The following is a 19,017-nucleotide window of genomic DNA, read 5'->3' on the forward strand; positions in this document are numbered from 1 at the left end:
CGCCGCATCCGTTCTCGTCAGAAGCGATACTTCAAGCCGACCTCGCCGACGTGGCTGGTGTCGATGTCCGAGCTCGTGCCGATCGAATAGCGACCGGTGAGCGACAGGCGGTCGGTGAGGCCCGCATCGACGCCGACGCCCGCCACGAAGCCGCGCGCCGCCAGATCGTCGAGCGCACTGGAGCGTGCGCGGGTGATGCCGCCGGCGATCGCCGCCGAGACGCGCGCGTCGTCTTCTGTGAGGATGTCCTCGTAGCCAATGCGGCCGGTCAGGGCGAGCGGTCGGCCGCCGAGATCGGTGACATAGCCGAGGTGCAGGTTCGCCGAGCCGAGCAGCGCGTTGCGCTGCGTGTCGCCATAGACGATCTCGGCCGCGGCGCCGCTCTCGGCATAGCCGTCGGCATCTGCGTAGAGGTAGTCGAGCCCGAGCGCCGGCGTGATCGTGAAGGCGCCGGCCTGGAAGCCGTAGCCGGCCTCGAGGCCGACATTGGCCGACACGCCGTTGGTGTCGGTGCCGCGATTGACAACGGTCGAAACGAGGGTCCGCCGGTCGAGGTCCTCGTAGTCGTGATGCGCGACGCCGCCCGAGAGGGTCACATAGGCCGGGCCGAACAGCGCCGTGGCGTAGAGGTCGGCGGCGAAGGACAGCGTGTCGTAGGTGAGGCGCGCGTCGTCCACCTCGCCGGCGGCCGCCGACAGCGCACCGCCGATCAGGACCCGGTCGGTCAGGCGGTGGTCGTAGCCGATGCGGACCGAGCCGTTGTCGAAGCGGTAGTCGCGCGCCCCGTCGCGCTCGAAGCGGCTGCCGCCGAGCGAGACGTAGAGATCGGAGAAGGGCACGGCGATCGCCGCGTCCGAGCCGGTGGCCGGCAGCGGCAGGCGCAGCGCGGCGACGCGGGCCCGGTCGCGCACCGCCTCGTTCGCCGTCATGCGGTCGAGCAGCGCGGTCTCCGTCAGCGAGCCGACCGCCGCGGCGGTGGTTCCGACCGACAGGTAGTCCTCGACGAGCTGCGAGAACAGGCGGTGGACGCTGGTCGTCGGGTGGATGCCGTCCCAGTAGAGATAGGTGTTCTGGACGCTGACGGGGGCCGCCGCGCAGGCGGGCGTCGACAGGCAGGCGTCGCGCGTGTTGAGGATGCCGAAGCGTGCCGGATCGCTCGCGACCAGCGCCCCGAGACGCTGGACGTCGACGAGAACGACGTCGGTGTTGGGCAGCGCCGCCGCGACCTGCGTCACGCCGGCCCGCAGCGCGGTGTTGAAGGCGTTGGTGGCGAGCGTTCCGGCGACCGAACCCTGGAGGGTCGCCGAGAAGGCCGGCGTCGCGCCGATGTCGGGCAGGTTGAGGACGGCGACGGTGGGCGCGCCGAGACGGCCGAGGCGGGCGAGCGAGGCGGCGACGTCGCCGGCCGACGCCACGGCCTCGGCACCGACCAGCGCGGCGGTCGCGCCGGGCGTGTTGATCTCCTGGATGATGTTGTTGGCGCCGCCGTAGAGGGTGACGACGTCGCTCGCGCCGAAGCGCCGGTCCTGCAGCTCGAACGCGTCGATCTGCGCGGGGATACCGGGCGGCAGCAGGCCGTCCAGGCGGTCGGTACGGGCGTTGCCGAACGCATAGTTCTGCGACAGTTCGGGATTGATGCGCACGCCCGCGAGGGTCGCCGCGCCCGCCTGCTGCATCGGACCACCGTTGAGGTATTCGGTGAAGACCGGCCCGTTCGAGAAGCGGCCGGCGAAGTAGGGCGGCGATGCCGGCCGGCCGGTGAGGAGGTAGAGGTTGCCGTTGTCGGACAGGGAGTCGCCGAAGCTGATAACGGGTCCGGCGACCTGCGCCAGCGCGGGCAGCGCCGTGCCGGCGACGAGAAGCGCGGTGGTGGCGGCCAGAACGGCCCGGCAATCGATACGGCTCATGCGAAACGTCCCCCTCCGGCAAGCCCCCGCAGCCGGTCCGACGGAAGCATGCAAGACGGCGCGGCGCGGCGACAGCGGATTGTGGACGCGCGCCGAAGCGCAAGGCCGGATTGTGGCGGTGCTGTGGCCGAGCCGCCGCAGGCTTTCCCTGCTGCGGCAGCCCGTCTTCGCTCAGCGACGGCGCAGCACCATGCCGCCATGGTGCAGCGTATCGGCATCGACGAAATCGCCATCCGCCGTGAAGCCGGTGTCGTCCCAGTACTCGATATGGGTGCCGGACACCTCGTATCGGCCGCGATAGGCGCTCTCGCGCGTGCCGCGCGCTTCGTCATAGCGACCGTTCGGGAGAAGCTCGTGGCGCACGTGGCCATCGTCGGTGACCCAAAGGCCGACATAGGGATGGTTCTGGTCCGGCATGACAGCCTCCTCGGCTTGGGACGGAAGGACGGACGCGGCCGCAAGGGTGGCGCCCGCAAGGACGAGCCGGCGCATCAGTGCGCCGAGCGAAGGGGACGCACGACCACCTCGCTGACGTCGACGTCCTCCGGCTGTTCCAGCGCAAAGCGCACGGCGCGACCGATCGCGTCCGGCTTCAGGGCGACCGAGCGAAAGGTCTCCATCAGCGTCGCCGCGTCGCGGTCGGTGATGGTCGAGGCCAGTTCGCTTTCCACGACGCCCGGATGGATGCAGGTCACGCGGATGTCCTGCCGCTCCTGCCGCAGCCCGTCCGAGATGGCGCGGACCGCGAACTTCGTCGCGCAGTAGACGGCGGCGGTCGGCGACACGGCGAGCGCGCCGATCGAGGCGATATTGACGACGTGGCCGGAGCCGCGCGCCGTCATCTCCGGTAGCACGGCCGCAATGCCGTAGAGGACGCCCTTCACGTTGACGTCGATCATCCAGTCCCACTCGTCCACCTTCAGCGCGGCGAGCGGCGACAGCGGCATGACGCCGGCATTGTTGACGATCGCGTCGACCCGTCCGAACGCGGCGCGTCCGGCTTCGGCAAAGGCCGCGACGTCGGCGCGGTCGGTGACGTCGAGGCGGCGGGTCGCCACACGGGCGCCGTTGCGCCGGAGCTCCTCAGCGAGCGCGTCCAACCGGTCCGTGCGGCGGGCTCCGAGCATGAGCGTGGCGCCGGCGCCAGCGAGTTCGCGGGCGATGCCCTCGCCGATGCCGGACGAGGCGCCGGTGATGAGAACGACCTTTTCGAGAGCCATGAGGGCCTCCTTTGCGTGGTTTGCGTTCATCCCGCTCCGGCAATTTCGTCGACCGGGGCGGTTGCCGATGAGATAGACCCGCTCCATTGTCGCCAGAAGCCACCTTCCACTGCACGCCGAGGTAAGCCACGCTAACCAATGCACGACGACCTGAACGCCCTGTCCGTCTTCGCCGTCATCTCCGAGGAGGCGAGCCTACGTGCCGCCGCCGATCGTCTCGGCGTCACCCGCTCCGCGGTCAGCCAGTCGCTGCGGCGTCTCGAGGCCGATCTCGGCGTGTCGCTGGTCCGCCGCACGACGCGCAGCATGAGCCTGACCGAGGAAGGCGAGCGGCTGCGAGGCGAGATCGCCCCGGCCATCGCCGACATGCGGGCAGCGCTGGACGGGGTTCGGGCCCATCGCTCCGCCGTGCGCGGACAGTTGCGGCTGGCCGTGTCCTCGATCGCCGAGAGCGTCCTATCCGGCCCGCTGCTGGCAGGCTTCTGCGATGCCTGCCCCGACGTGCAGCTCGACGTCCTCGTCACCGACGAGGAGTTCGACATCGTGGCGCAGGGCTTCGACGCCGGTGTGCGGCTTGGCGAGGTGATCGAGCAGGACATGATCGCCGTGCCGGTGTCGGGCGACCAGCGCCAGGTCGCAGTGGCCGCGCCTGTCTATCTCGAACGGGCTGGCACGCCCCTGCACCCGCGCGAGTTGGCTGCCCACCGCTGCATCGGATGGCGTCCGGCACCACGCGCCGTGCCCTATCGCTGGGAATTTGCCGAAGACGGACGCGACTTCACGGTCTCGGTCGAACCGGAAGTCACCACCAACGACATGCGCCTGATGGTGCAGCTGGCCCGCGCGGGAGCCGGCATCAGCTTTGGCATGGAGGACACGTTCCACGAGGATCTCGAACGCGGAACCCTCGTGTCGGTGCTGGACGCCTTCTGCCCGCCCTTCCCCGGTTTCTTCCTCTACTATCCCAGCCGCCGCGACATGCCGATGCGCCTGCGCGCCTTCGTGGACCATGTCTTGCGATACCGCCGCGAACGGGCCTGACGAGATGCCCGCAGTCCCCCTTCGGCATCTTTTATACTCATCGGTAAAATACTCCGTTGACATCGAGGAGGGGAGCGCCTAGCTCTTTCCATACCGATCGGTAATCAACATCGGGACGGTGGCACCAAGATCGCCCACCCGATGTCCGAGACCGGACCCGATGCCGACGCACGTTCGTGCTGCGGCAGGGATGGGCGCGCGCTCTCCGCATGCGGCCTCCCGTTCCCAACCTTCCGACCGCTTGTTTCGCGCGCCCCCGGCGTCGCGGCAGCGATCTCTTGCGACCTGTTTTCCGGAGACCAACCCATGTCCCGCATTCTTTTCTCCGCCACCGCCGCCCTCCTGCTCTCTGCCGGCTTCGCCTCCGCCGCGGACCTCGTTCCGGGCTCCGATCTCGGCGTGCGCCAGGCGCAGGCTGCCGCCGACCACTCGGTGGTGACCGGGACTGTGAAGAGCCGCGATCGTTCCGAGACCTCCTACGGCTACCAGTCCGGCCGCACCGTGCGCTCGGAGTCCTTCGTGCCGGCCGAACGGCCTGAGGTGCGCGAGAACGCCCGCAGCCAGTCCTTTGCCCGGGGCGGCGCGATCGTTCCCGGCTCCGACAGCTTCTGAGAAAGCGGCCTGCCGTCAGCGCCCCCGCGCGCCGGCGGGCCTCCCGCCTTTCCCATCCGTCCGCCCCCCGCATCGATCGAGGAAGACCCCATGTCCAAACTCCATTCCGTCCTGAACGGCGTCGCCGCGGTCATGGCAAGTTCCGTCGCGGCGGCCTTTGCCGTCACATTCCTTGGGCTCGGCGTGATCAGCCATGAGCCCCGGCCAGCGGCCGGCGCCGAAACGAGCGAAGCCGCGCCCCCAGCGGCCGTGCCGGCATCGGTCGCCCGGGTCGAGCGGCGTCCGGTCGAGCTCTGGTCGCGCCATTCGGGCCGGCTCGAGGCGGTCGAGCGGGTCGAGATCCGCTCGCGCGTCGCCGGTGCGGTCCTCGCGACGCATTTCGAGGAGGGTGCGCTGGTGGAAAAGGGTGCGCTTCTCGTCACCATCGATCCCGAGCCCTATCGCGCCGCGGTGGAGCGGTCCCGCTCCGACCTGCAGGCTGCGCAGGCGCGCCTCGCGTTTGCCGAAGGCGAACGCGATCGCGGCGCACAGCTTCAGGGGAACCGCACCATCGCAGGCTCCGAATACGAGCGCCGTGTCCAGGCCGCCGCCGAGGCGCAGGCCCAGCTCTCGGCTGCCGCCGCCACTCTGCGCAGCGCCGAGCTCGATCTCTCCTATACCGAGATCCGGGCCCCGGTGTCCGGGCGTATCGGGCGGCTCCTCGTGACGAGCGGCAACCTCGTCTCGGCCGGGGCCGCCTCGCCGGTCCTGGCGCGGATGGTGTCGGTCGATCCCGTCTACGCCACGATCGACGCCGACGAGGGCAGCACGCAGCGCCTGCTGCAGTCCGCCGGCGGCATGGACGGCATCGAGCGCATTCCGGCTCGCCTCGATCTCCAGAACGGTGGCAGCGTCGAAGGCCATGTCCGCTTCGTCGATCCGACCGTCGACCCCGCCAACGGCACCGTCGCCATCCGCGTCGCCTTTCCGAACGCCGAGGGAACGCTGATGCCGGGCCAGTTCGCCAAGGTCCGTCTTGGTGAACCCAAGGCGGAACCGGCCCTTCTCGTGTCCGAGCGGGCGGTCGGCACCGATCAGGACAAGCGCTATGTGCTGGTGGTCGACGAGACCGATACGGTGCAGTACCGCGAAGTGCATCTTGGCGCGGCGTCCGGCGACATGCGTGTCGTCGAAAGCGGCCTCGCCGCCGATGAGCGCGTCGTCGTCAACGGCCTGCAGCGTCTGCGCCCCGGCGCCAAGGTCGCCCCCCAGATGGTCTCGATGGAGACCGGCCGCAGCCTCGACCGACAGGCCAGCGCGGACGCCCCCGCCACGCGCTGAGCCGAGGCCCCCGGCGGAGTCCCTCCCGCTCCGCCGGGGCCGCCCCTCGTCCTTCCCCTTCGAAAGCGTCAGCCCGTGAACATTTCCCGGTTCTTCGTGGACCGTCCCGTCTTTGCGGGCGTCCTGTCCGTCATGATCTTCCTTGGCGGCCTCCTGTCCATCTTCGCGCTGCCGATCTCGGAATATCCCGAGGTCGTGCCGCCCTCCGTCGTCGTGCGCGCCGCCTATCCCGGTGCCAACCCGGCCGTGATCGCCGAGACCGTGGCGACGCCGCTCGAGGAGCAGATCAACGGCGTCGAGGACATGCTCTACATGTCGAGCCAGGCGACGACGGACGGCACGCTGCAGCTGACCGTCACCTTCCGCATCGGCACCGATCCCGACCAGGCGCAACAGCTCGTCCAGAACCGCGTCGCGCAGGCCGAGCCGCGCCTGCCCGAAGAGGTCCGCCGCCTCGGCGTGTCGGTGGTGAAGTCCTCGCCCGACCTGATGCTGGTCGTTCACCTCACCTCGCCCAACGGGCGCTACGACCTCACCTATCTTCGCAACTACGCGCTTCTCAACGTGCGCGACCGCCTCGCGCGCATCGACGGCATGGGCCAGGTCCAGCTCTTCGGCTCGGGCGACTATTCCATGCGCATCTGGCTCGACCCCGAGAAGACCGCCGCCCGCGGCCTCTCGGCAAACGACGTCGTGACCGCGATCCGCGAGCAGAACGTGCAGGCCGCGGCCGGCGTCATCGGCGCCTCGCCGAGCGTCGCCGGCGTCGAGTTCCAGCTATCTGTCAACGCGCAGGGGCGCCTGCGGGACGTCGAGGAATTCGCCGACATCATCGTTCGCACCGATCCCGAGACGGGCGCGATCACGCGCATCCGCGACATCGGCCGCGTCGAGCTCGGCGCCTCGGAATACGCTCTGCGCTCGCTCCTTTCCAACGAGCCGGCGGTCGCCGTCCCCGTCTTCCAGGCGCCCGGCTCCAACGCCATCGCGATCGCCGACGAGGTGCGCCGCACAATGGCCGAGATCAAGCAGACGATGCCGAACGGCGTCGACTACGAGATCGTCTACGACACCACCCAGTTCGTGCGCGCCTCGATCGACGCCGTGGTCCACACCCTTCTCGAAGCCGTGGTGCTGGTCGTGATCGTCGTCGTGGTCTTCCTCCAGACCTGGCGCGCCTCGATCATCCCGCTTCTGGCCGTGCCCGTCTCGATCGTCGGCACCTTCGCGGTTATGCATCTCCTCGGCTTCTCTATCAACGCGCTGTCGCTCTTCGGCCTCGTCCTGGCGATCGGCATCGTGGTGGACGACGCGATCGTGGTCGTCGAGAACGTCGAGCGCAACATCGAGAACGGCCTCTCCCCGCGCGAGGCGACCTATCAGGCGATGCGCGAGGTGTCGGGGCCGATCGTCGCGATCGCGCTGGTGCTCGTCGCCGTGTTCGTGCCGCTCGCCTTCATCTCGGGGCTTACCGGCCAGTTCTACCGGCAGTTCGCGCTGACGCTGGCGATCTCGACCGTCATCTCGGCCTTCAACTCGCTCACCCTGTCGCCGGCGCTCGCCGCCCTCCTCCTGCGGGGCCACGATGCGCCGAAGGATCGTCTGACGCGCATCCTCGACGGCGCGCTCGGCTGGTTCTTCCGCGGCTTCAACCGCTTCTTCGGCGCCTCGTCTCGCCGCTACGGCAACGGGCTGGGACGCCTGATCACCCACAAGGGGATGATGCTCGGCGTCTACATCGTGCTCGTCGCACTGACGGTCGTGCTGTTCCAGAAGGTGCCCGGCGGCTTCGTGCCGGCGCAGGACAAGCAGTACCTCGTCGGCTTCGCGCAGCTGCCCGACGGCGCCTCGCTCGACCGCACCGACGCCGTGGCGAAGCGCATGGGCGAGATCGCCCTGAAGACGCCCGGCGTCGAATCGACGATCGCCTTCCCGGGCCTCTCGATCAACGGCTTCACCAACTCGTCGAACGCCGCGGTCGTCTTCCTGACGCTCGCCCCGTTCGAGGACCGCAAGACGCCGGAGCTTTCGGCCGGCGCCATCGCGCAGTCGCTGAACGGCCAGTTCGCCGGGATCGAGGAGGCCTTCACCGCGATCTTCCCGCCGCCGCCCGTCCAGGGCCTCGGCACCATCGGCGGCTTCAAGCTGCAGATCGAGGACCGCTCCGGCCAGGGCTACAAGGCGCTGGACGACGTGGTGAAGGGCTTCCTCGCGAAGGCCTATCAGGCGCCCGAATTGACCGGCATGTTCACCGGCTACGGCATCGACGTGCCCCAGCTCTTCGCCGACGTCGACCGCGCGCGGGCCCGGCAGCTGAACGTGCCGATCACCGAAATCTTCAACACGCTGCAGATCTATCTCGGCTCGCTCTACGTCAACGACTTCAACGAGTTCGGCCGTACCTACTCGGTGCGCGTCCAGGCCGACGCGCCCTATCGCGCAAGGGCCGAGGATATCGGCCGCCTCAAGGTCCGCTCGACCACGGGCGAGATGATCCCGCTGTCGGCGCTCTTGTCGGTCGACACGGTGGCCGGCCCGGAACGGGCGCTGCGCTACAACGGCTTCCTCGCCGCCGACGTCAACGGCAACGCCGCGCCCGGCTTCTCGTCGGGACAGGCGCAGGCCGCGGTGGAGCGGATCGCCGCCGAGACGCTACCACCGGGCTTCGCCTTCGAGTGGACCGAGCTGACCTATCAGGAGATCATCGCGGGCAATTCCGGCATCGTGATCTTCCCGCTGGCGCTGCTCCTCGTCTTCCTCGTGCTCGCCGCGCAGTACGAGAGCCTGACGCTGCCGATCGCGATCCTCCTGATCGTGCCGGCCGGCCTGTTCTCGGCGCTGGCGGGCATCTGGCTGACGGCGGGCGACAACAACATCTTCACCCAGATCGGCCTGATCGTGCTGGTCGGCCTGTCGGCGAAGAACGCCATCCTGATCGTCGAGTTCGCCCGCGAACTGGAAGCCGAAGGGCGCACTCCGCGCGAGGCGGCGATCGAGGCGGCGCGGCTGCGCCTGCGGCCGATCCTGATGACCTCGCTCGCCTTCATCATGGGCGTCCTGCCGCTCGTCCTGTCGACCGGCGCCGGTGCGGAGATGCGCTCGGCGATGGGCGTCGCGGTCTTCTCCGGCATGCTCGGCGTCACCGTGTTCGGCCTGTTCCTGACGCCCCTGTTCTACGTCCTTGTGCGTCGAGGCGCCGCCAAGCGGACGGCGGCGGACCGGGAGCCGCACGCCGCCCTCCCTCACGCCTCGTAAGGCGCGAGAGCCCGAGCGCTCGCCCGTCAGCCCACGCGGGCGAAGAAGGCGAGCGCCTCGCGGATGCTGCCGGGGATCGACCCCATGTGGTCGCCCGGCACGACGCGGTGTTCGGCCGTCTGCCCGGCGGCTCTGGCGCGCGCGACGGTCAGGTCGATCGCGCCGCTCGACCGCGTCTCGCCGTCGCCGTGCGACATGAGGACGGGACATCGGAAGCCGGAGGCGAAGCACACGGCCGAGCGCATCTCGACCTCGCGCGGGTCGGCGATGTCGAACGGCACCTCGTCGGCGAAACGCCGGAAGAAGATGCGCGTGTCGGGCGACGGCGAGAGGGCGGCCGCCGCGCGAAAATCGCCGGCGAGCGCGCCGAGAAGCGTCAGCGTGCCGCCGATGCTGTGGCCACTGATGTAGACGCGCTCCGGATCGACATCGGGGCGCGCCCGCAGAACGGTCGCAGCGGCGAGCACGTCGTCGGTCTCGTCATAGAAGGCCGAGAAGTCGCCGGGCTGGCCGTTCTCGCCGCGCATGGTCGGCATCAGCGCGTGAAAGCCCGCGGCGATGTAGGGCGCTGCGAGGTCCTGCCAGTGGCCGTGCCAGATCGCGTTGCCGCCGTGGAGAACGAGGACGGCCGGCTTGCGCGCCGAAGCGTCGCTCGGCGGGCTCGCCCAGGCGACGAGCTCGCGCGGGCCCGATGGGTAGCGGAGCGCCACCGCGCCGTCCGGGGCCGTCAGCGGATCGCCCTCGTCGGGTGCGGGTCCGCGCCGAAGGAGCCTGGTCCGGAAGCCGGCGCGGGCCGCCCGGTAGTCGCTGCCGAGAAGCGGCGGGTCGGAGAGAGGCTCCGGCGTCGCGGCGCGGGCGGACGCGAGGCCGAGGGGCGCAAGGGCAAGCGCGGCGAGCAGAGAACGACGATCGAGAACCATGGGTGCACTCCCGAGATCGGAGCGAAGCCTACGCCCGATCGGAGCAGCTGTGTAGCCGTCCGGCCCCGCGGTCAATCGGCGCGCAGGAGGCCCGAGCAGAGCTGCCGGAAGGCGTCGACGGCCTTGCCGAGGACCGCGCGCGGATCTTCCGCAGCTGCGATCCAGAGCGCCGCGTTGAGGGCCGCGCCGTTGATCAGCCGCGCCGCAGCCTCCGGGTCGACGGGCTTCACGACACGCGCGGCGATCAGGTCCTCCAAGGTGCGGATCGTCGTTCGCAGGCAGCTGTCCTGCGAGGGCCAGCGCGAGGGATCGCCGAGCACGGCGGGCCCGTCGAGAAGCACGATCCGCTGGACCTCGGGCTCCAGCGCCAGCTCGATATAGGCGATGCCCTCGGCGAGCAGCGCCTCGAAACCGCCGCCGGCCGCGGCCGCGTCGCGCTTCGCCCGCTCCGCCATCTCGCCGTCGATCTGATCGACCACGGCCTGCAGCAGGCCCTTCTTGTCGCCGAAGTTGTGATAGAGCGCGCCGCGCGTCAGGCCGGCCTGCGCGGTGAGTTCGTCCATCGACGCTGCCGCATAGCCCTTCTCGGCAAAGGCCGCGCGCGCAGCCGCGATCAGCCTGGCGCGCGTCGCCTCCATCTGTTCCGCCCGTCGACCCGCTGCCGCCATCGCGAATGTTCTCCTCCCGCGAGCGCTTGACATACGTCGCGTATGTATGCGACCAATTCACATACGCCGCGTATATCAAATGCGCGGGAGGAAGTGAAGCGCGCGTGACAACGCCTCCACGCCCACCCCTTCCTATCCATTCAGGAACCGACCCATGCTTCAGCGTCAGGCCATCATTCCCGCCAACCGTCACGCCCTCTACGACGCGCACCGCTATTCCGCGGCCATCCGCTCGGGCGACCTCCTGTTCGTGTCGGGTCAGGTCGGCAGCCGCGACGACGGCTCGCCCGAGCCTGATTTCGAGGCGCAGGTGCGGCGAGCCTTCGCCAACCTCGCCAACGTCCTCGCCGCCGCCGGCTGCACTTTCGACGATGTGATCGACGTGACCACCTTCCACACCGACCCGGAAGCCCAGTTCGAGACGATCATGAAGGTGCGCGACGGCGTGATCGGCGCCGCGCCCTATCCGAACTGGACGGCGGTCGGCGTCACCTGGCTGGCGGGCTTCGACTTCGAGATCAAGGTGATCGCACGCGTGCCGGCGAGCGCCTGACAAAGGCCGCCTTGCGGCAAACGCGATCGCAAGGGTTGCGCGCCGGGTCGCAGCCTCGCTAGACCCGGCCCGCAAACGCCAGCCTGCTTCGGCACGAGACCGGAAGGACCCATTCCATGAGCGAGACCGCCGAGGACGCCAAGACCGGGTTTGCAGCGTGGCGCGCCCGGCGGCTTGCCGATCTCGCCCGACCCGACGGGTGGCTCAACATCGTCGGCCGCTATCCGCTGGAGAACGGGCGGTTCCGCATCGGCAGCGGACAGGACAACGACATCGTGCTGCCGACCGGCCCCACCGAGGTCGGCACGCTCACGCAGGACGAGACCGGCGTGCGCTTTCAGCCGGCCGGCGGCGGCGCGGAGCAGCGCCTTGCCCTGTCGAAGTCGGCGCCGCCACGCTTTTCGAGCGGCAACCTCCTGCTCGAAGTCACGACGCTGAACGGCGAGAACGCGCTGCGCGTGCGCGACACGACGCCGCTCGAGGGCGAACGCCTGCCGAAACTGACCGCCTTCTCCTACGATCCGACCTGGCGGATCATCGCCCGCTGGGAGCGGCTGGACACGCCCCACTCGGTCGAGATCGACACTAGCCGAAGCATACGCACTGAGGTGGAGGCGACGCACCGCGCCGTTTTTGAACGGGAAGGCCAGCAATACGAGTTGCTGGCCACCCACGGCACGCCGGAGCGGCCGCAGTTCGTGTTCCGGGACGCGACGGCAAAAACCGGCGAGACCTATCCCGCCGCGCGTTTTCTCTTCGGTGAGGACATCGCGGACGAGACCATCGTTCTCGACTTCAACCACGCCGTCAGCCCGCCCTGCGCCTTCACCGACTTCGCGGTCTGCCCCCTGCCCCCGCCCGGCAACGTGCTGCCGATCCGCGTCGAGGCCGGGGAGCATGCGCCGCCAGCGCATTGAGGGTTGACGGACCGAGCGGACGCGACGGGAGACGACCGATGAAGATCACCTTCTACGCCCATGCCAGCTTTCGCCTGGAGGCGGACGGCCTTGCGGTCGTCACCGACCCTTATACGCCCGGCCCCGGCCAGAGCGGGTTCGACCCGATCGACGAGCCGGCCGATATCGTCCTGATGAGTTCGGCGACCGACCGTTTCCATTCCGATCCGAGCCATGTCCTTGGCGAAGCGGTGGTGGTCAATACGCTGGAACTGCCGAGCGAGGGCACGGTGGTGAAGGGGCTCGCCGTCCGCGCCTTCCCGGCCTACGAGAGCCTGACCTTCGACTTCCGGGCGGCGTCCAACCGCGACCCCGACGCCAATGCGCTCTACCTCTTCGAGCTCGGCGGAATCCGCGTTCTCCACATGGGGGACGTCGGCAACCCGATCGCCGACGACCAGCTCGACGCCCTCGCCGGTCAGGTCGATCTCCTGCTCGCGCTGACCGGCGAGCATGCGACGATCGCGCTCGACGATCTCGATCGCGCGATCGAGCGGATCCGCCCCGGCGCGATCATCCCGATGCACTACTACAGCGCGCGTGGCGTGCTCGCGATCGAACCGGTCGAACGCTTCCTCGACCGGTTCCCTACTGGACGCGTCCACCGTGTCGGAGCGAGCAGCATGAAGCTGACACGCGACATGCTGCGGCCGGAGGCGCCCCCGGTCTTCGTTCTGGAACAGTCGCGCTGAGGAGCATTCCCACGGCGCGGACCGCCCGGGTACGCCGCGCTACCAGCCCATGGTTCCCGGCTCGCCCTTGAACGGCCCGGCGACCTTCGAGGTGATCCAGCCGCCGTAGAAGCCGCCCGGCTGCGGCGAGACCGTCTCGCCGTCGACGAGGCAACGATCGAACGGCCGGGCGTAGAAGGCGACGTGGTCGCGCAGGATCTCGAAGGCCGGCGTCGGCGCCGCGTAGCTCCAGCCGACCGAGGTTAGCACCTCCCCGTCGACGACCACGTCCCAGTAGGTCGCGGCGCCCTTCCATTCGCAGATGGACCGACCGACGCCGCGCCGCAGGATGCCGGGCGCGATGTCCTCGACCGGGATGTAGTAGGTCGGCGGGTGGCTGGTCTCGAGTGTGCGCACGGTGCGGCGGCTGTCGGCGATGCGGCGGCCCTTGTGCTCGATGACGACATGGGCGCTGCACCGTTCCGCGATCGCGGGTCGCGGATAGTCCCAGACGCTTTCCTGACCGTCGCGGACCGGGTCGGGTGTCGGTCTCATGATCTCTCCCATCGCAAGGCCAGTCGCTGGAGGCGCGGGCGCACCCGAAGGAAGCCCCGATACAGCACCTCCAGCACGGCCAGCGCGGGTCGGCTGCGAAACAGGAGGCCGAGCGGACGCAAGGCGGGGATGGCGCGCCACATGGCGGCGAAGGCCGCCGCTCCGCTGAGGATGCGCCCGTCTTCGCGCGCATGGAAACGGGCGAGAAGCTCGGCCCGGTCGATCGGACAGTCAGCCCCCTCGCCGGCCGCGGCGTCCTCGAAGCGGATCGCACCGCGCCGGTCAAGACGCCGCATCAGCGCGATCTCGCGTCGGCAAAGGGGGCACGAGCCATCGTGCCAGACCGTCAGTTCGCTCATGGCACCCCGCAGGTGTCGAGGACGTCGGGGATCGCCGAGCGCAGCCGGGAGTAGCCACGCGTCGCGCGCGGCCAGGCCACTTCGTCCCACGGCCGGCGGACGCGCAGGCAGTCCGACGGCAGCGCGGCGGCGCTCGGTCCGCCGGGCGCCCACGGCGTGACGACCGGCAGGTCCGCGGCCCAGCCGTCTTCCAACGCGACCACCGGGCATCCGAAACGGGCCGCAGCGCGCTTGAGGCCGTCGTCCAGCGCCTCTCGGTCGGCCGCCTTCACCCGGTCGGCCGCGCCCTCGGCATGAACGAGGAGCCCCGCGACCCGTCCGACCCCGTCGAGCGGAAGCGTTTCGACGGTGAGGTCGTCGAGATGAAGAAGCAGCGCGACCTCGCCGCCAGGCGCCTTGTCGGCCGCCGGCAAGGGCACCTCGGCGGGCGTGCGATCCTCTTCGAGCGACGCCGGGTTCTCGTCGAGACCCTTGGGGTCGAAGCGCCCATCCGTATAGCGGCGGATGTTCTCGGCCCGCGCGACATAATGCTTGCCGCGCGTGTGGAGCCCGGCGACCCAGCGCCAGGATAGGGTGTTGCTGGCCGGATCGCCGTCGAGGAGATGGCGCATGAAGAAGTCCGCCCCGAGCGCCCAGGGCAGGCGAAGCGTGAAGATCCAGATCGAAGCGAACCACATGCGCGTATGGTTGTGCAGCCAGTTCGTCTCGACGAGTTCGCGCGCCCAGGCGTCGAAGCAGTTGATGCCCGTACGCCCGTCCGTCGCCGCCGCATAGGCGCGCCGTAGACCGGGCTCGGCATAGAGCCGATCGTGGCCGGCGCGCGCGAGCGCCAGGCAATCGCTCCAGATGCCGGGATGCGTTTCGAGATAACCCTTGAAGTAGGTCCGCCAGAACACCTCGGACACGAACTTCTCTGCACCCCGCTCGCCGAGCTTGGCACGGGCCGCCGCCACGACCTCCCGCTCGTCCAGCAGCCGCCGGCGGAGGAAGGGCGACAGGGTCGAGGTCGTCGGCCGGGCGTCGGGACCGCGGTCGGTGTTGCGCATCGCGACGTAGTCTGCCGCATCCTCGCGCAGGAACGCAGCGAGGCGTTCGAGGCCAGCCTTGCGGGTGAGAGAAGTCCGTTCCGTCATGCCGCCGCTAGATGGCAAAGCATCCGGCATCGTCCATGCGACCGATGCGCCGACGCTGCCCGCCTTCTCATGTCCAGTAGAGGACGCGCATGGCCGGGAGCCTGGCGGCGATCTCGGTCTCGAAGAAGCGCCGCAACGCCGCCATCGTCGACGCGTCGTAGACCTGCTTGACGGCGCCGAACCGCGTCCGCTTCTCGCGACGTTGCGCCCCGGTCATGTCGAGGTCGGACCCCGGATACCAGCTTTCCAGAACCGCCTTCGACCCCGGCGTATAGCGATGGGTGATGAGTTCCACGGTCGGGTCGGCCGAGGTGGGAAGCTCGCCGAGCACGGCGGCGATGTCCGCGATCAGGCCGCCATAGGCGTCCTCCCAGCCGTCCGCGGCGATGATCGGGGCGATGGTCAGCCCGATCGGGTAGCCGGCCTCCGCCATGCGCCGCAGCGCCTGCAGGCGCTCCGCGACGCGGCTGGTCCCGCCCTCGAACCGCGCGAAGGCATCGGGGTTCAGCGAGGCGCGCATGCGCGTGCGCCCGCGATGATCGAGATCGAGCAGCGGATCGACGGATGCGAACTTGGTGGTGAAGCGCAGCTGCACCGGCGCGTCCCAGCGACCGAACCACGAGATCAGGGCGGAGAGCGACCCCGTGACTGGCTCGATGCCCAAGGGATCGGTGTAGCAGGAGGCTTCGAACGTCGTCCCCTCGTCGGCGCGCTCGGCGCTGCGGGACGTCACGACGCCCTGCCCGAGATAGGACGGCAGCGCGCCGGTGATCTCGTCGAGATTGGCGTAGACGCGGGTGATGGGCGGTCCCTTCAGCGAGCCCGCCAGGTAGCAGTAGCTGCAATGGGCCGGGCAGCCCTCCGCCAGATCGACCCGCCAGTCGGCGCTCGGCGCGATGGGCTGGAGGCGGAGCTTCGAAGGCGGCGCGACCACGACCGCGAGCGTCGACTTGGCGCGCGCATAGGCTTTTCGCGGGTCCTCGCCGCGCACGAGCGGAAGCCGGTCGGAGCGCAGGCGCTCTACGACAAGCCCGAGCGCCTCCGCCCGCTCCGCGATCGAGCGACCGTGGGGGTACGCTTGCGCGGAGGCCGTGACGAGGACGCGCTTCGGACGCCAGATCGGTGTGGAGCGAAGGGCGGGGCGCGGGTCGTGAAGCATGTCCGGTAACGCAGGACGGCCCGGCGCGTTCACCCCGCCCGCCGCGGCAGATCGCGCTTTGCCGACGCGCCCGGTCCGAAGGTTCGAGGTTCGACCCACACCGGTCTTGCGCCGGATCGCCGGGCGGCTCAAGGAATGGGGCGGGAGAGGGAACGGCCGGGACCCATGCCGTGGCGTGGCCGGAGCGTGCGGGGGAGGTTCATGGACGATCAAGGGCGGATCGGTGCCCCGACGCTACGCGATGTCGCGCGGCGCGCGGCGGTGAGCCTTGCCACGGCCGATCGGGTCGTGAACCGGCGGCCGGGCGTGCGCGCAGCGACGATCGAGCGCGTCGAGGCGGCGGTGCGCGAACTCGGCTTCGAGCGCCATGCGGGCGCGGCCGCCCTCGCCCGCCGCTCAGGCTTCCACGTCACCGCCATCCTGCCGCGCTTTGCCAATCCGTTCGTCGCCGGACTTGCGGAGGAACTCGCCGAGGCCTGCCGCGCCGAGGGACAGCGCCGCCTGACGCTCGCGCTCGACGAGGTCGACCGATTCTCGCCGGCGATCCTTGTGGATGCGCTCGCCAGGGCTGCGCGCGGGAGCGACGCCGTGATCACGATGGGGCTCGACGATCCGCGCGTCGCCGAAGCCATCGACGCAGCCGTCGCCGATGGGGTGCCGGTGGTCACCTTGGTGTCGGACGTGCCGGGGTCGAAGCGCCACCGCTATGTCGGCATCGACAACCGCGCGGCGGGCCGGGTCGCGGCGACGATCATCGGGCGGTTCGCGGCCGATCCGGCGGGACAGGTGCTGGTGGTCCTCGGCTCGCAAAACCTTCGCGACCATCGCGACCGGCTGGAAGGCTTCCGCGCGGCGCTCGGTGAGAGCTTTCCCGGGATGAGCGTCGCAGCCGTCCTCGAAGGCGCCGACGACATCGACCGGACGCGCGCGGTCGTCCACGACGCGCTCGCGGCGGGGGCAAGGCCCTGTGCGGTCTACAACGCGGGCGCCGGCTCGTCGGGCGTCGCCGCGGCGATCCGGGAGGCGGGACTCGCGCCCGTGGTGATCGGCCACGAACTGACGTCGGAAACGCGGCCGCTTCTCGAGGAGGGCATCCTCGACGCGCTGATCGCGCAGGATCCCGGCCACGAGGCGCGCTCGGCCGTCCGCTGCCTGATGGCGGCCCTGACGGGGACCGTGCTCAACGAGAGCCAGGAGCGCATTCGCATCGAGGTGATCTTCCCCGACAACCTCCCCTGACCCCGGTTGCCACGTCACCCGTGTTGCGATACCCAGATCGAGGAGATTTGAGGTACGTAGCTCAAAGCGACGGGAACGGCAGCGCGGCGCGCAGGCCGAATGCGGGATGACGGCGCGGGCGTCGCCGGATGGAGGTCCGGGCCTTGACGCTTCGCCGTCGCTCGCATCCGGGTTGCCGGGCGGCGCCCTGCCCGGCTTGCCGTCGGCGCCGGACCTCGAGACGACAGGACTTTGTGCCGGGGGAGGACGGGTCGAGGGACCCGGCATCGGCACGCAGACGGGAGACACACGATGAACCGCAGAACCATGCTTCTGGCCGCCACCATGCTCGGGCTCGGCCTTTCAACGCTCGGCGCGTCGGCGCAGGACAAGGGCACGGTCGGCGTCCTGATGCCGACGAAATCCTCGCAGCGCTGGATCCAGGACGGCGACAACATCGTCAAGCAGCTGCAGGAGCGCGGCTACAAGACCGACCTGCAGTATGCCGAGGACGACATCCCGACGCAGATCAGCCAGCTCGAGAACATGGTGGCCGCCGGCGTCCAGTCGCTGGTGATCGCCTCGATCGACGGCACGACGCTGACGGACGTGCTGCAGCAGGCGCACGACAAGGGCATCAAGGTCATCGCCTACGACCGACTGATCCGCAACTCGCCGAACGTCGACTACTACACGACCTTCGACAACTTCAAAGTCGGCGTCCTGCAGGCGACCTCGATCGCCGACAAGCTCGACCTGAAGGGCGGCAAGGGTCCCTATGCCATCGAGCTCTTCGGCGGCTCGCCGGACGACAACAACGCGTTCTTCTTCTACAACGGCGCGATGAGCGTGCTGCAGCCCTATATCGACAGCGGCAAGCTGGTCGTGACGTCGGGCGAGATGGGCATGGACAAGATCGGCACGCTGCGCTGGGATCCGGCGGTCGCCCAGGCCCGGATGGAGAACCTCCTGTCGTCCTACTACGGCAGCAAGCAGATCGACGCCGTCCTGTCGCCCAACGACAGCCTCGCGATCGGCATCATCTCGGCGCTCACTGCCAACGGCTACGGCGGCAGCGGCAAGCCGATGCCGGTGATCTCCGGTCAGGACGCCGACCTTCCGTCGGTGAAGGCGATCCTGGCGGGCGAGCAGTATTCGACCGTCTTCAAGGACACCCGCGATCTCGCCAAGGTCACCGTCGACATGATCGACGCCATCGGCCAAGGCAAGGAGCCGGTCGTCAACGACACCAAGACCTACGAGAACGGGGTGAAGGTGGTGCCCGCCAACCTTCTGACGCCGGTGCTCGTGACCAAGGACGACATCCAGAAGACGATCGTCGAGAGCGGCTACTACACGGCCGACCAGCTGAAGTAAGCCGCACGCACGGAGCAAGCGGACGCCCGTCGATCCTGTCGGCGGGCGTCCTTGCGACCGCCCCCTTTTTTCGGGGCCCTGCGAGCGATTGGC

The 19,017-nt window shown here is 69.7% G+C and carries 18 protein-coding genes; 9 read left to right on the forward strand and 9 right to left on the reverse strand.

Going from position 1 to position 19,017, the window contains the following annotated elements; all coding sequences use genetic code 11:
* Positions 1–17: 17 nt before the first annotated feature.
* The 3 genes from ACLNGM_RS19550 to ACLNGM_RS19560 form a co-directional block, all read right to left on the reverse strand.
* Positions 18–1,907: an autotransporter domain-containing protein gene (locus ACLNGM_RS19550; RefSeq protein ID WP_416356219.1), complete on the reverse strand. Its 1,890-nt coding sequence runs from the start codon at positions 1,905–1,907 to the stop codon at positions 18–20.
* A 171-nt stretch (positions 1,908–2,078) separates the two neighbouring features.
* Entirely contained in the window at positions 2,079–2,399 is a 321-nt protein-coding gene (locus tag ACLNGM_RS19555) for an Atu4866 domain-containing protein (RefSeq protein ID WP_090958804.1), read from the reverse strand.
* A complete protein-coding gene (locus tag ACLNGM_RS19560) occupies positions 2,399–3,127 on the reverse strand; it encodes an SDR family oxidoreductase (RefSeq protein ID WP_416356220.1) in 729 nt (242 codons plus the stop codon). Before ACLNGM_RS19560 ends, ACLNGM_RS19555 begins: the two co-directional genes overlap by 1 nt.
* 138 nt (positions 3,128–3,265) lie before the next feature.
* Between ACLNGM_RS19560 and ACLNGM_RS19565 the strand changes: the two genes are divergently transcribed.
* The 4 genes from ACLNGM_RS19565 to ACLNGM_RS19580 all read left to right on the forward strand — a co-directional run bounded on the left by ACLNGM_RS19565 (position 3,266) and on the right by ACLNGM_RS19580 (position 9,355).
* Positions 3,266–4,168, forward strand: coding sequence for a LysR family transcriptional regulator (locus tag ACLNGM_RS19565; RefSeq protein ID WP_416356221.1), 903 nt, complete (start codon positions 3,266–3,268; stop codon positions 4,166–4,168).
* Between the two features lie 306 nt (positions 4,169–4,474).
* On the forward strand, positions 4,475–4,780 hold the full coding sequence (locus ACLNGM_RS19570; RefSeq protein WP_090958810.1) for a hypothetical protein: 306 nt from the start codon (positions 4,475–4,477) through the stop codon (positions 4,778–4,780).
* Positions 4,781–4,870: 90 nt separating this feature from the next.
* Positions 4,871–6,100, forward strand: a complete 1,230-nt coding sequence (locus tag ACLNGM_RS19575; RefSeq protein ID WP_416356222.1) for an efflux RND transporter periplasmic adaptor subunit — start codon at positions 4,871–4,873, stop codon at positions 6,098–6,100.
* Positions 6,101–6,175: 75 nt separating this feature from the next.
* Entirely contained in the window at positions 6,176–9,355 is a 3,180-nt protein-coding gene (locus tag ACLNGM_RS19580; RefSeq protein ID WP_416356223.1) for an efflux RND transporter permease subunit, read from the forward strand.
* A gap of 26 nt (positions 9,356–9,381) precedes the next feature.
* Here the strand turns inward: ACLNGM_RS19580 and ACLNGM_RS19585 are convergent, their stop codons facing one another.
* Together ACLNGM_RS19585 and ACLNGM_RS19590 are read right to left on the reverse strand one after the other, a co-directional pair.
* The gene (locus ACLNGM_RS19585; protein ID WP_416356224.1) at positions 9,382–10,275 is read right to left on the reverse strand and encodes an alpha/beta hydrolase family protein; all 894 of its coding nucleotides are present in this window, start codon (positions 10,273–10,275) and stop codon (positions 9,382–9,384) included.
* A gap of 71 nt (positions 10,276–10,346) precedes the next feature.
* Complete coding sequence (locus ACLNGM_RS19590) at positions 10,347–10,943, reverse strand: TetR/AcrR family transcriptional regulator (RefSeq protein ID WP_416356225.1); 597 nt, start codon at positions 10,941–10,943, stop codon at positions 10,347–10,349.
* Positions 10,944–11,097: 154 nt separating this feature from the next.
* Between ACLNGM_RS19590 and ACLNGM_RS19595 the strand changes: the two genes are divergently transcribed.
* The 3 genes from ACLNGM_RS19595 (at position 11,098) to ACLNGM_RS19605 (ending at position 13,144) form a co-directional block, all read left to right on the forward strand.
* Positions 11,098–11,496 (forward strand): RidA family protein, encoded by a 399-nt coding sequence (locus tag ACLNGM_RS19595; protein ID WP_416356226.1) that lies wholly within the window; start codon positions 11,098–11,100, stop codon positions 11,494–11,496.
* Between the two features lie 116 nt (positions 11,497–11,612).
* Positions 11,613–12,413 (forward strand): DUF1684 domain-containing protein, encoded by an 801-nt coding sequence (locus ACLNGM_RS19600; RefSeq protein ID WP_416356227.1) that lies wholly within the window; start codon positions 11,613–11,615, stop codon positions 12,411–12,413.
* Positions 12,414–12,451: 38 nt separating this feature from the next.
* Positions 12,452–13,144, forward strand: a complete 693-nt coding sequence (locus ACLNGM_RS19605; RefSeq protein WP_416356228.1) for an MBL fold metallo-hydrolase — start codon at positions 12,452–12,454, stop codon at positions 13,142–13,144.
* 39 nt (positions 13,145–13,183) lie between these two features.
* Here ACLNGM_RS19605 and ACLNGM_RS19610 read toward each other — a convergent pair whose 3' ends face one another.
* The 4 genes from ACLNGM_RS19610 to ACLNGM_RS19625 all read right to left on the reverse strand — a co-directional run bounded on the left by ACLNGM_RS19610 (position 13,184) and on the right by ACLNGM_RS19625 (position 16,329).
* Positions 13,184–13,678 (reverse strand): DUF427 domain-containing protein, encoded by a 495-nt coding sequence (locus ACLNGM_RS19610; RefSeq protein ID WP_416356229.1) that lies wholly within the window; start codon positions 13,676–13,678, stop codon positions 13,184–13,186.
* Entirely contained in the window at positions 13,675–14,037 is a 363-nt protein-coding gene (locus ACLNGM_RS19615) for a thiol-disulfide oxidoreductase DCC family protein (RefSeq protein ID WP_416356230.1), read from the reverse strand. Before ACLNGM_RS19615 ends, ACLNGM_RS19610 begins: the two co-directional genes overlap by 4 nt.
* A complete protein-coding gene (locus tag ACLNGM_RS19620) occupies positions 14,034–15,170 on the reverse strand; it encodes an FAD-binding domain-containing protein (RefSeq protein ID WP_416356231.1) in 1,137 nt (378 codons plus the stop codon). Before ACLNGM_RS19620 ends, ACLNGM_RS19615 begins: the two co-directional genes overlap by 4 nt.
* Before the next feature lie 67 nt (positions 15,171–15,237).
* Positions 15,238–16,329: a radical SAM protein gene (locus tag ACLNGM_RS19625; protein WP_416356232.1), complete on the reverse strand. Its 1,092-nt coding sequence runs from the start codon at positions 16,327–16,329 to the stop codon at positions 15,238–15,240.
* Between the two features lie 201 nt (positions 16,330–16,530).
* Between ACLNGM_RS19625 and ACLNGM_RS19630 the strand changes: the two genes are divergently transcribed.
* Positions 16,531–17,568: a LacI family DNA-binding transcriptional regulator gene (locus ACLNGM_RS19630; protein ID WP_416356233.1), complete on the forward strand. Its 1,038-nt coding sequence runs from the start codon at positions 16,531–16,533 to the stop codon at positions 17,566–17,568.
* A gap of 306 nt (positions 17,569–17,874) precedes the next feature.
* Positions 17,875–18,924 (forward strand): multiple monosaccharide ABC transporter substrate-binding protein, encoded by a 1,050-nt coding sequence (gene chvE / locus ACLNGM_RS19635; protein WP_416358498.1) that lies wholly within the window; start codon positions 17,875–17,877, stop codon positions 18,922–18,924.
* Positions 18,925–19,017 lie beyond the last annotated feature (93 nt).

Source organism: Aureimonas phyllosphaerae (assembly GCF_047943035.1).
GTDB lineage: Bacteria > Pseudomonadota > Alphaproteobacteria > Rhizobiales > Rhizobiaceae > Aureimonas > Aureimonas phyllosphaerae.

What these genes read in the sequence shown, in the direction of transcription:
- ACLNGM_RS19550 (WP_416356219.1), bottom strand. Translation starts at nt 1,907, where the DNA reads ATGAGCCGTATCGATTGCCGGGCCGTTCTGGCCGCCACCACCGCGCTT.
- ACLNGM_RS19555 (WP_090958804.1), bottom strand. Translation starts at nt 2,399, where the DNA reads ATGCGCCGGCTCGTCCTTGCGGGCGCCACCCTTGCGGCCGCGTCCGTC.
- ACLNGM_RS19560 (WP_416356220.1), bottom strand. Translation starts at nt 3,127, where the DNA reads ATGGCTCTCGAAAAGGTCGTTCTCATCACCGGCGCCTCGTCCGGCATC.
- ACLNGM_RS19565 (WP_416356221.1), top strand. Translation starts at nt 3,266, where the DNA reads ATGCACGACGACCTGAACGCCCTGTCCGTCTTCGCCGTCATCTCCGAG.
- ACLNGM_RS19570 (WP_090958810.1), top strand. Translation starts at nt 4,475, where the DNA reads ATGTCCCGCATTCTTTTCTCCGCCACCGCCGCCCTCCTGCTCTCTGCC.
- ACLNGM_RS19575 (WP_416356222.1), top strand. Translation starts at nt 4,871, where the DNA reads ATGTCCAAACTCCATTCCGTCCTGAACGGCGTCGCCGCGGTCATGGCA.
- ACLNGM_RS19585 (WP_416356224.1), bottom strand. Translation starts at nt 10,275, where the DNA reads ATGGTTCTCGATCGTCGTTCTCTGCTCGCCGCGCTTGCCCTTGCGCCC.
- ACLNGM_RS19590 (WP_416356225.1), bottom strand. Translation starts at nt 10,943, where the DNA reads ATGGCGGCAGCGGGTCGACGGGCGGAACAGATGGAGGCGACGCGCGCC.
- ACLNGM_RS19595 (WP_416356226.1), top strand. Translation starts at nt 11,098, where the DNA reads ATGCTTCAGCGTCAGGCCATCATTCCCGCCAACCGTCACGCCCTCTAC.
- ACLNGM_RS19600 (WP_416356227.1), top strand. Translation starts at nt 11,613, where the DNA reads ATGAGCGAGACCGCCGAGGACGCCAAGACCGGGTTTGCAGCGTGGCGC.
- ACLNGM_RS19605 (WP_416356228.1), top strand. Translation starts at nt 12,452, where the DNA reads ATGAAGATCACCTTCTACGCCCATGCCAGCTTTCGCCTGGAGGCGGAC.
- ACLNGM_RS19610 (WP_416356229.1), bottom strand. Translation starts at nt 13,678, where the DNA reads ATGAGACCGACACCCGACCCGGTCCGCGACGGTCAGGAAAGCGTCTGG.
- ACLNGM_RS19615 (WP_416356230.1), bottom strand. Translation starts at nt 14,037, where the DNA reads ATGAGCGAACTGACGGTCTGGCACGATGGCTCGTGCCCCCTTTGCCGA.
- ACLNGM_RS19620 (WP_416356231.1), bottom strand. Translation starts at nt 15,170, where the DNA reads ATGACGGAACGGACTTCTCTCACCCGCAAGGCTGGCCTCGAACGCCTC.
- ACLNGM_RS19625 (WP_416356232.1), bottom strand. Translation starts at nt 16,329, where the DNA reads ATGCTTCACGACCCGCGCCCCGCCCTTCGCTCCACACCGATCTGGCGT.
- ACLNGM_RS19630 (WP_416356233.1), top strand. Translation starts at nt 16,531, where the DNA reads ATGGACGATCAAGGGCGGATCGGTGCCCCGACGCTACGCGATGTCGCG.
- chvE (WP_416358498.1), top strand. Translation starts at nt 17,875, where the DNA reads ATGCTTCTGGCCGCCACCATGCTCGGGCTCGGCCTTTCAACGCTCGGC.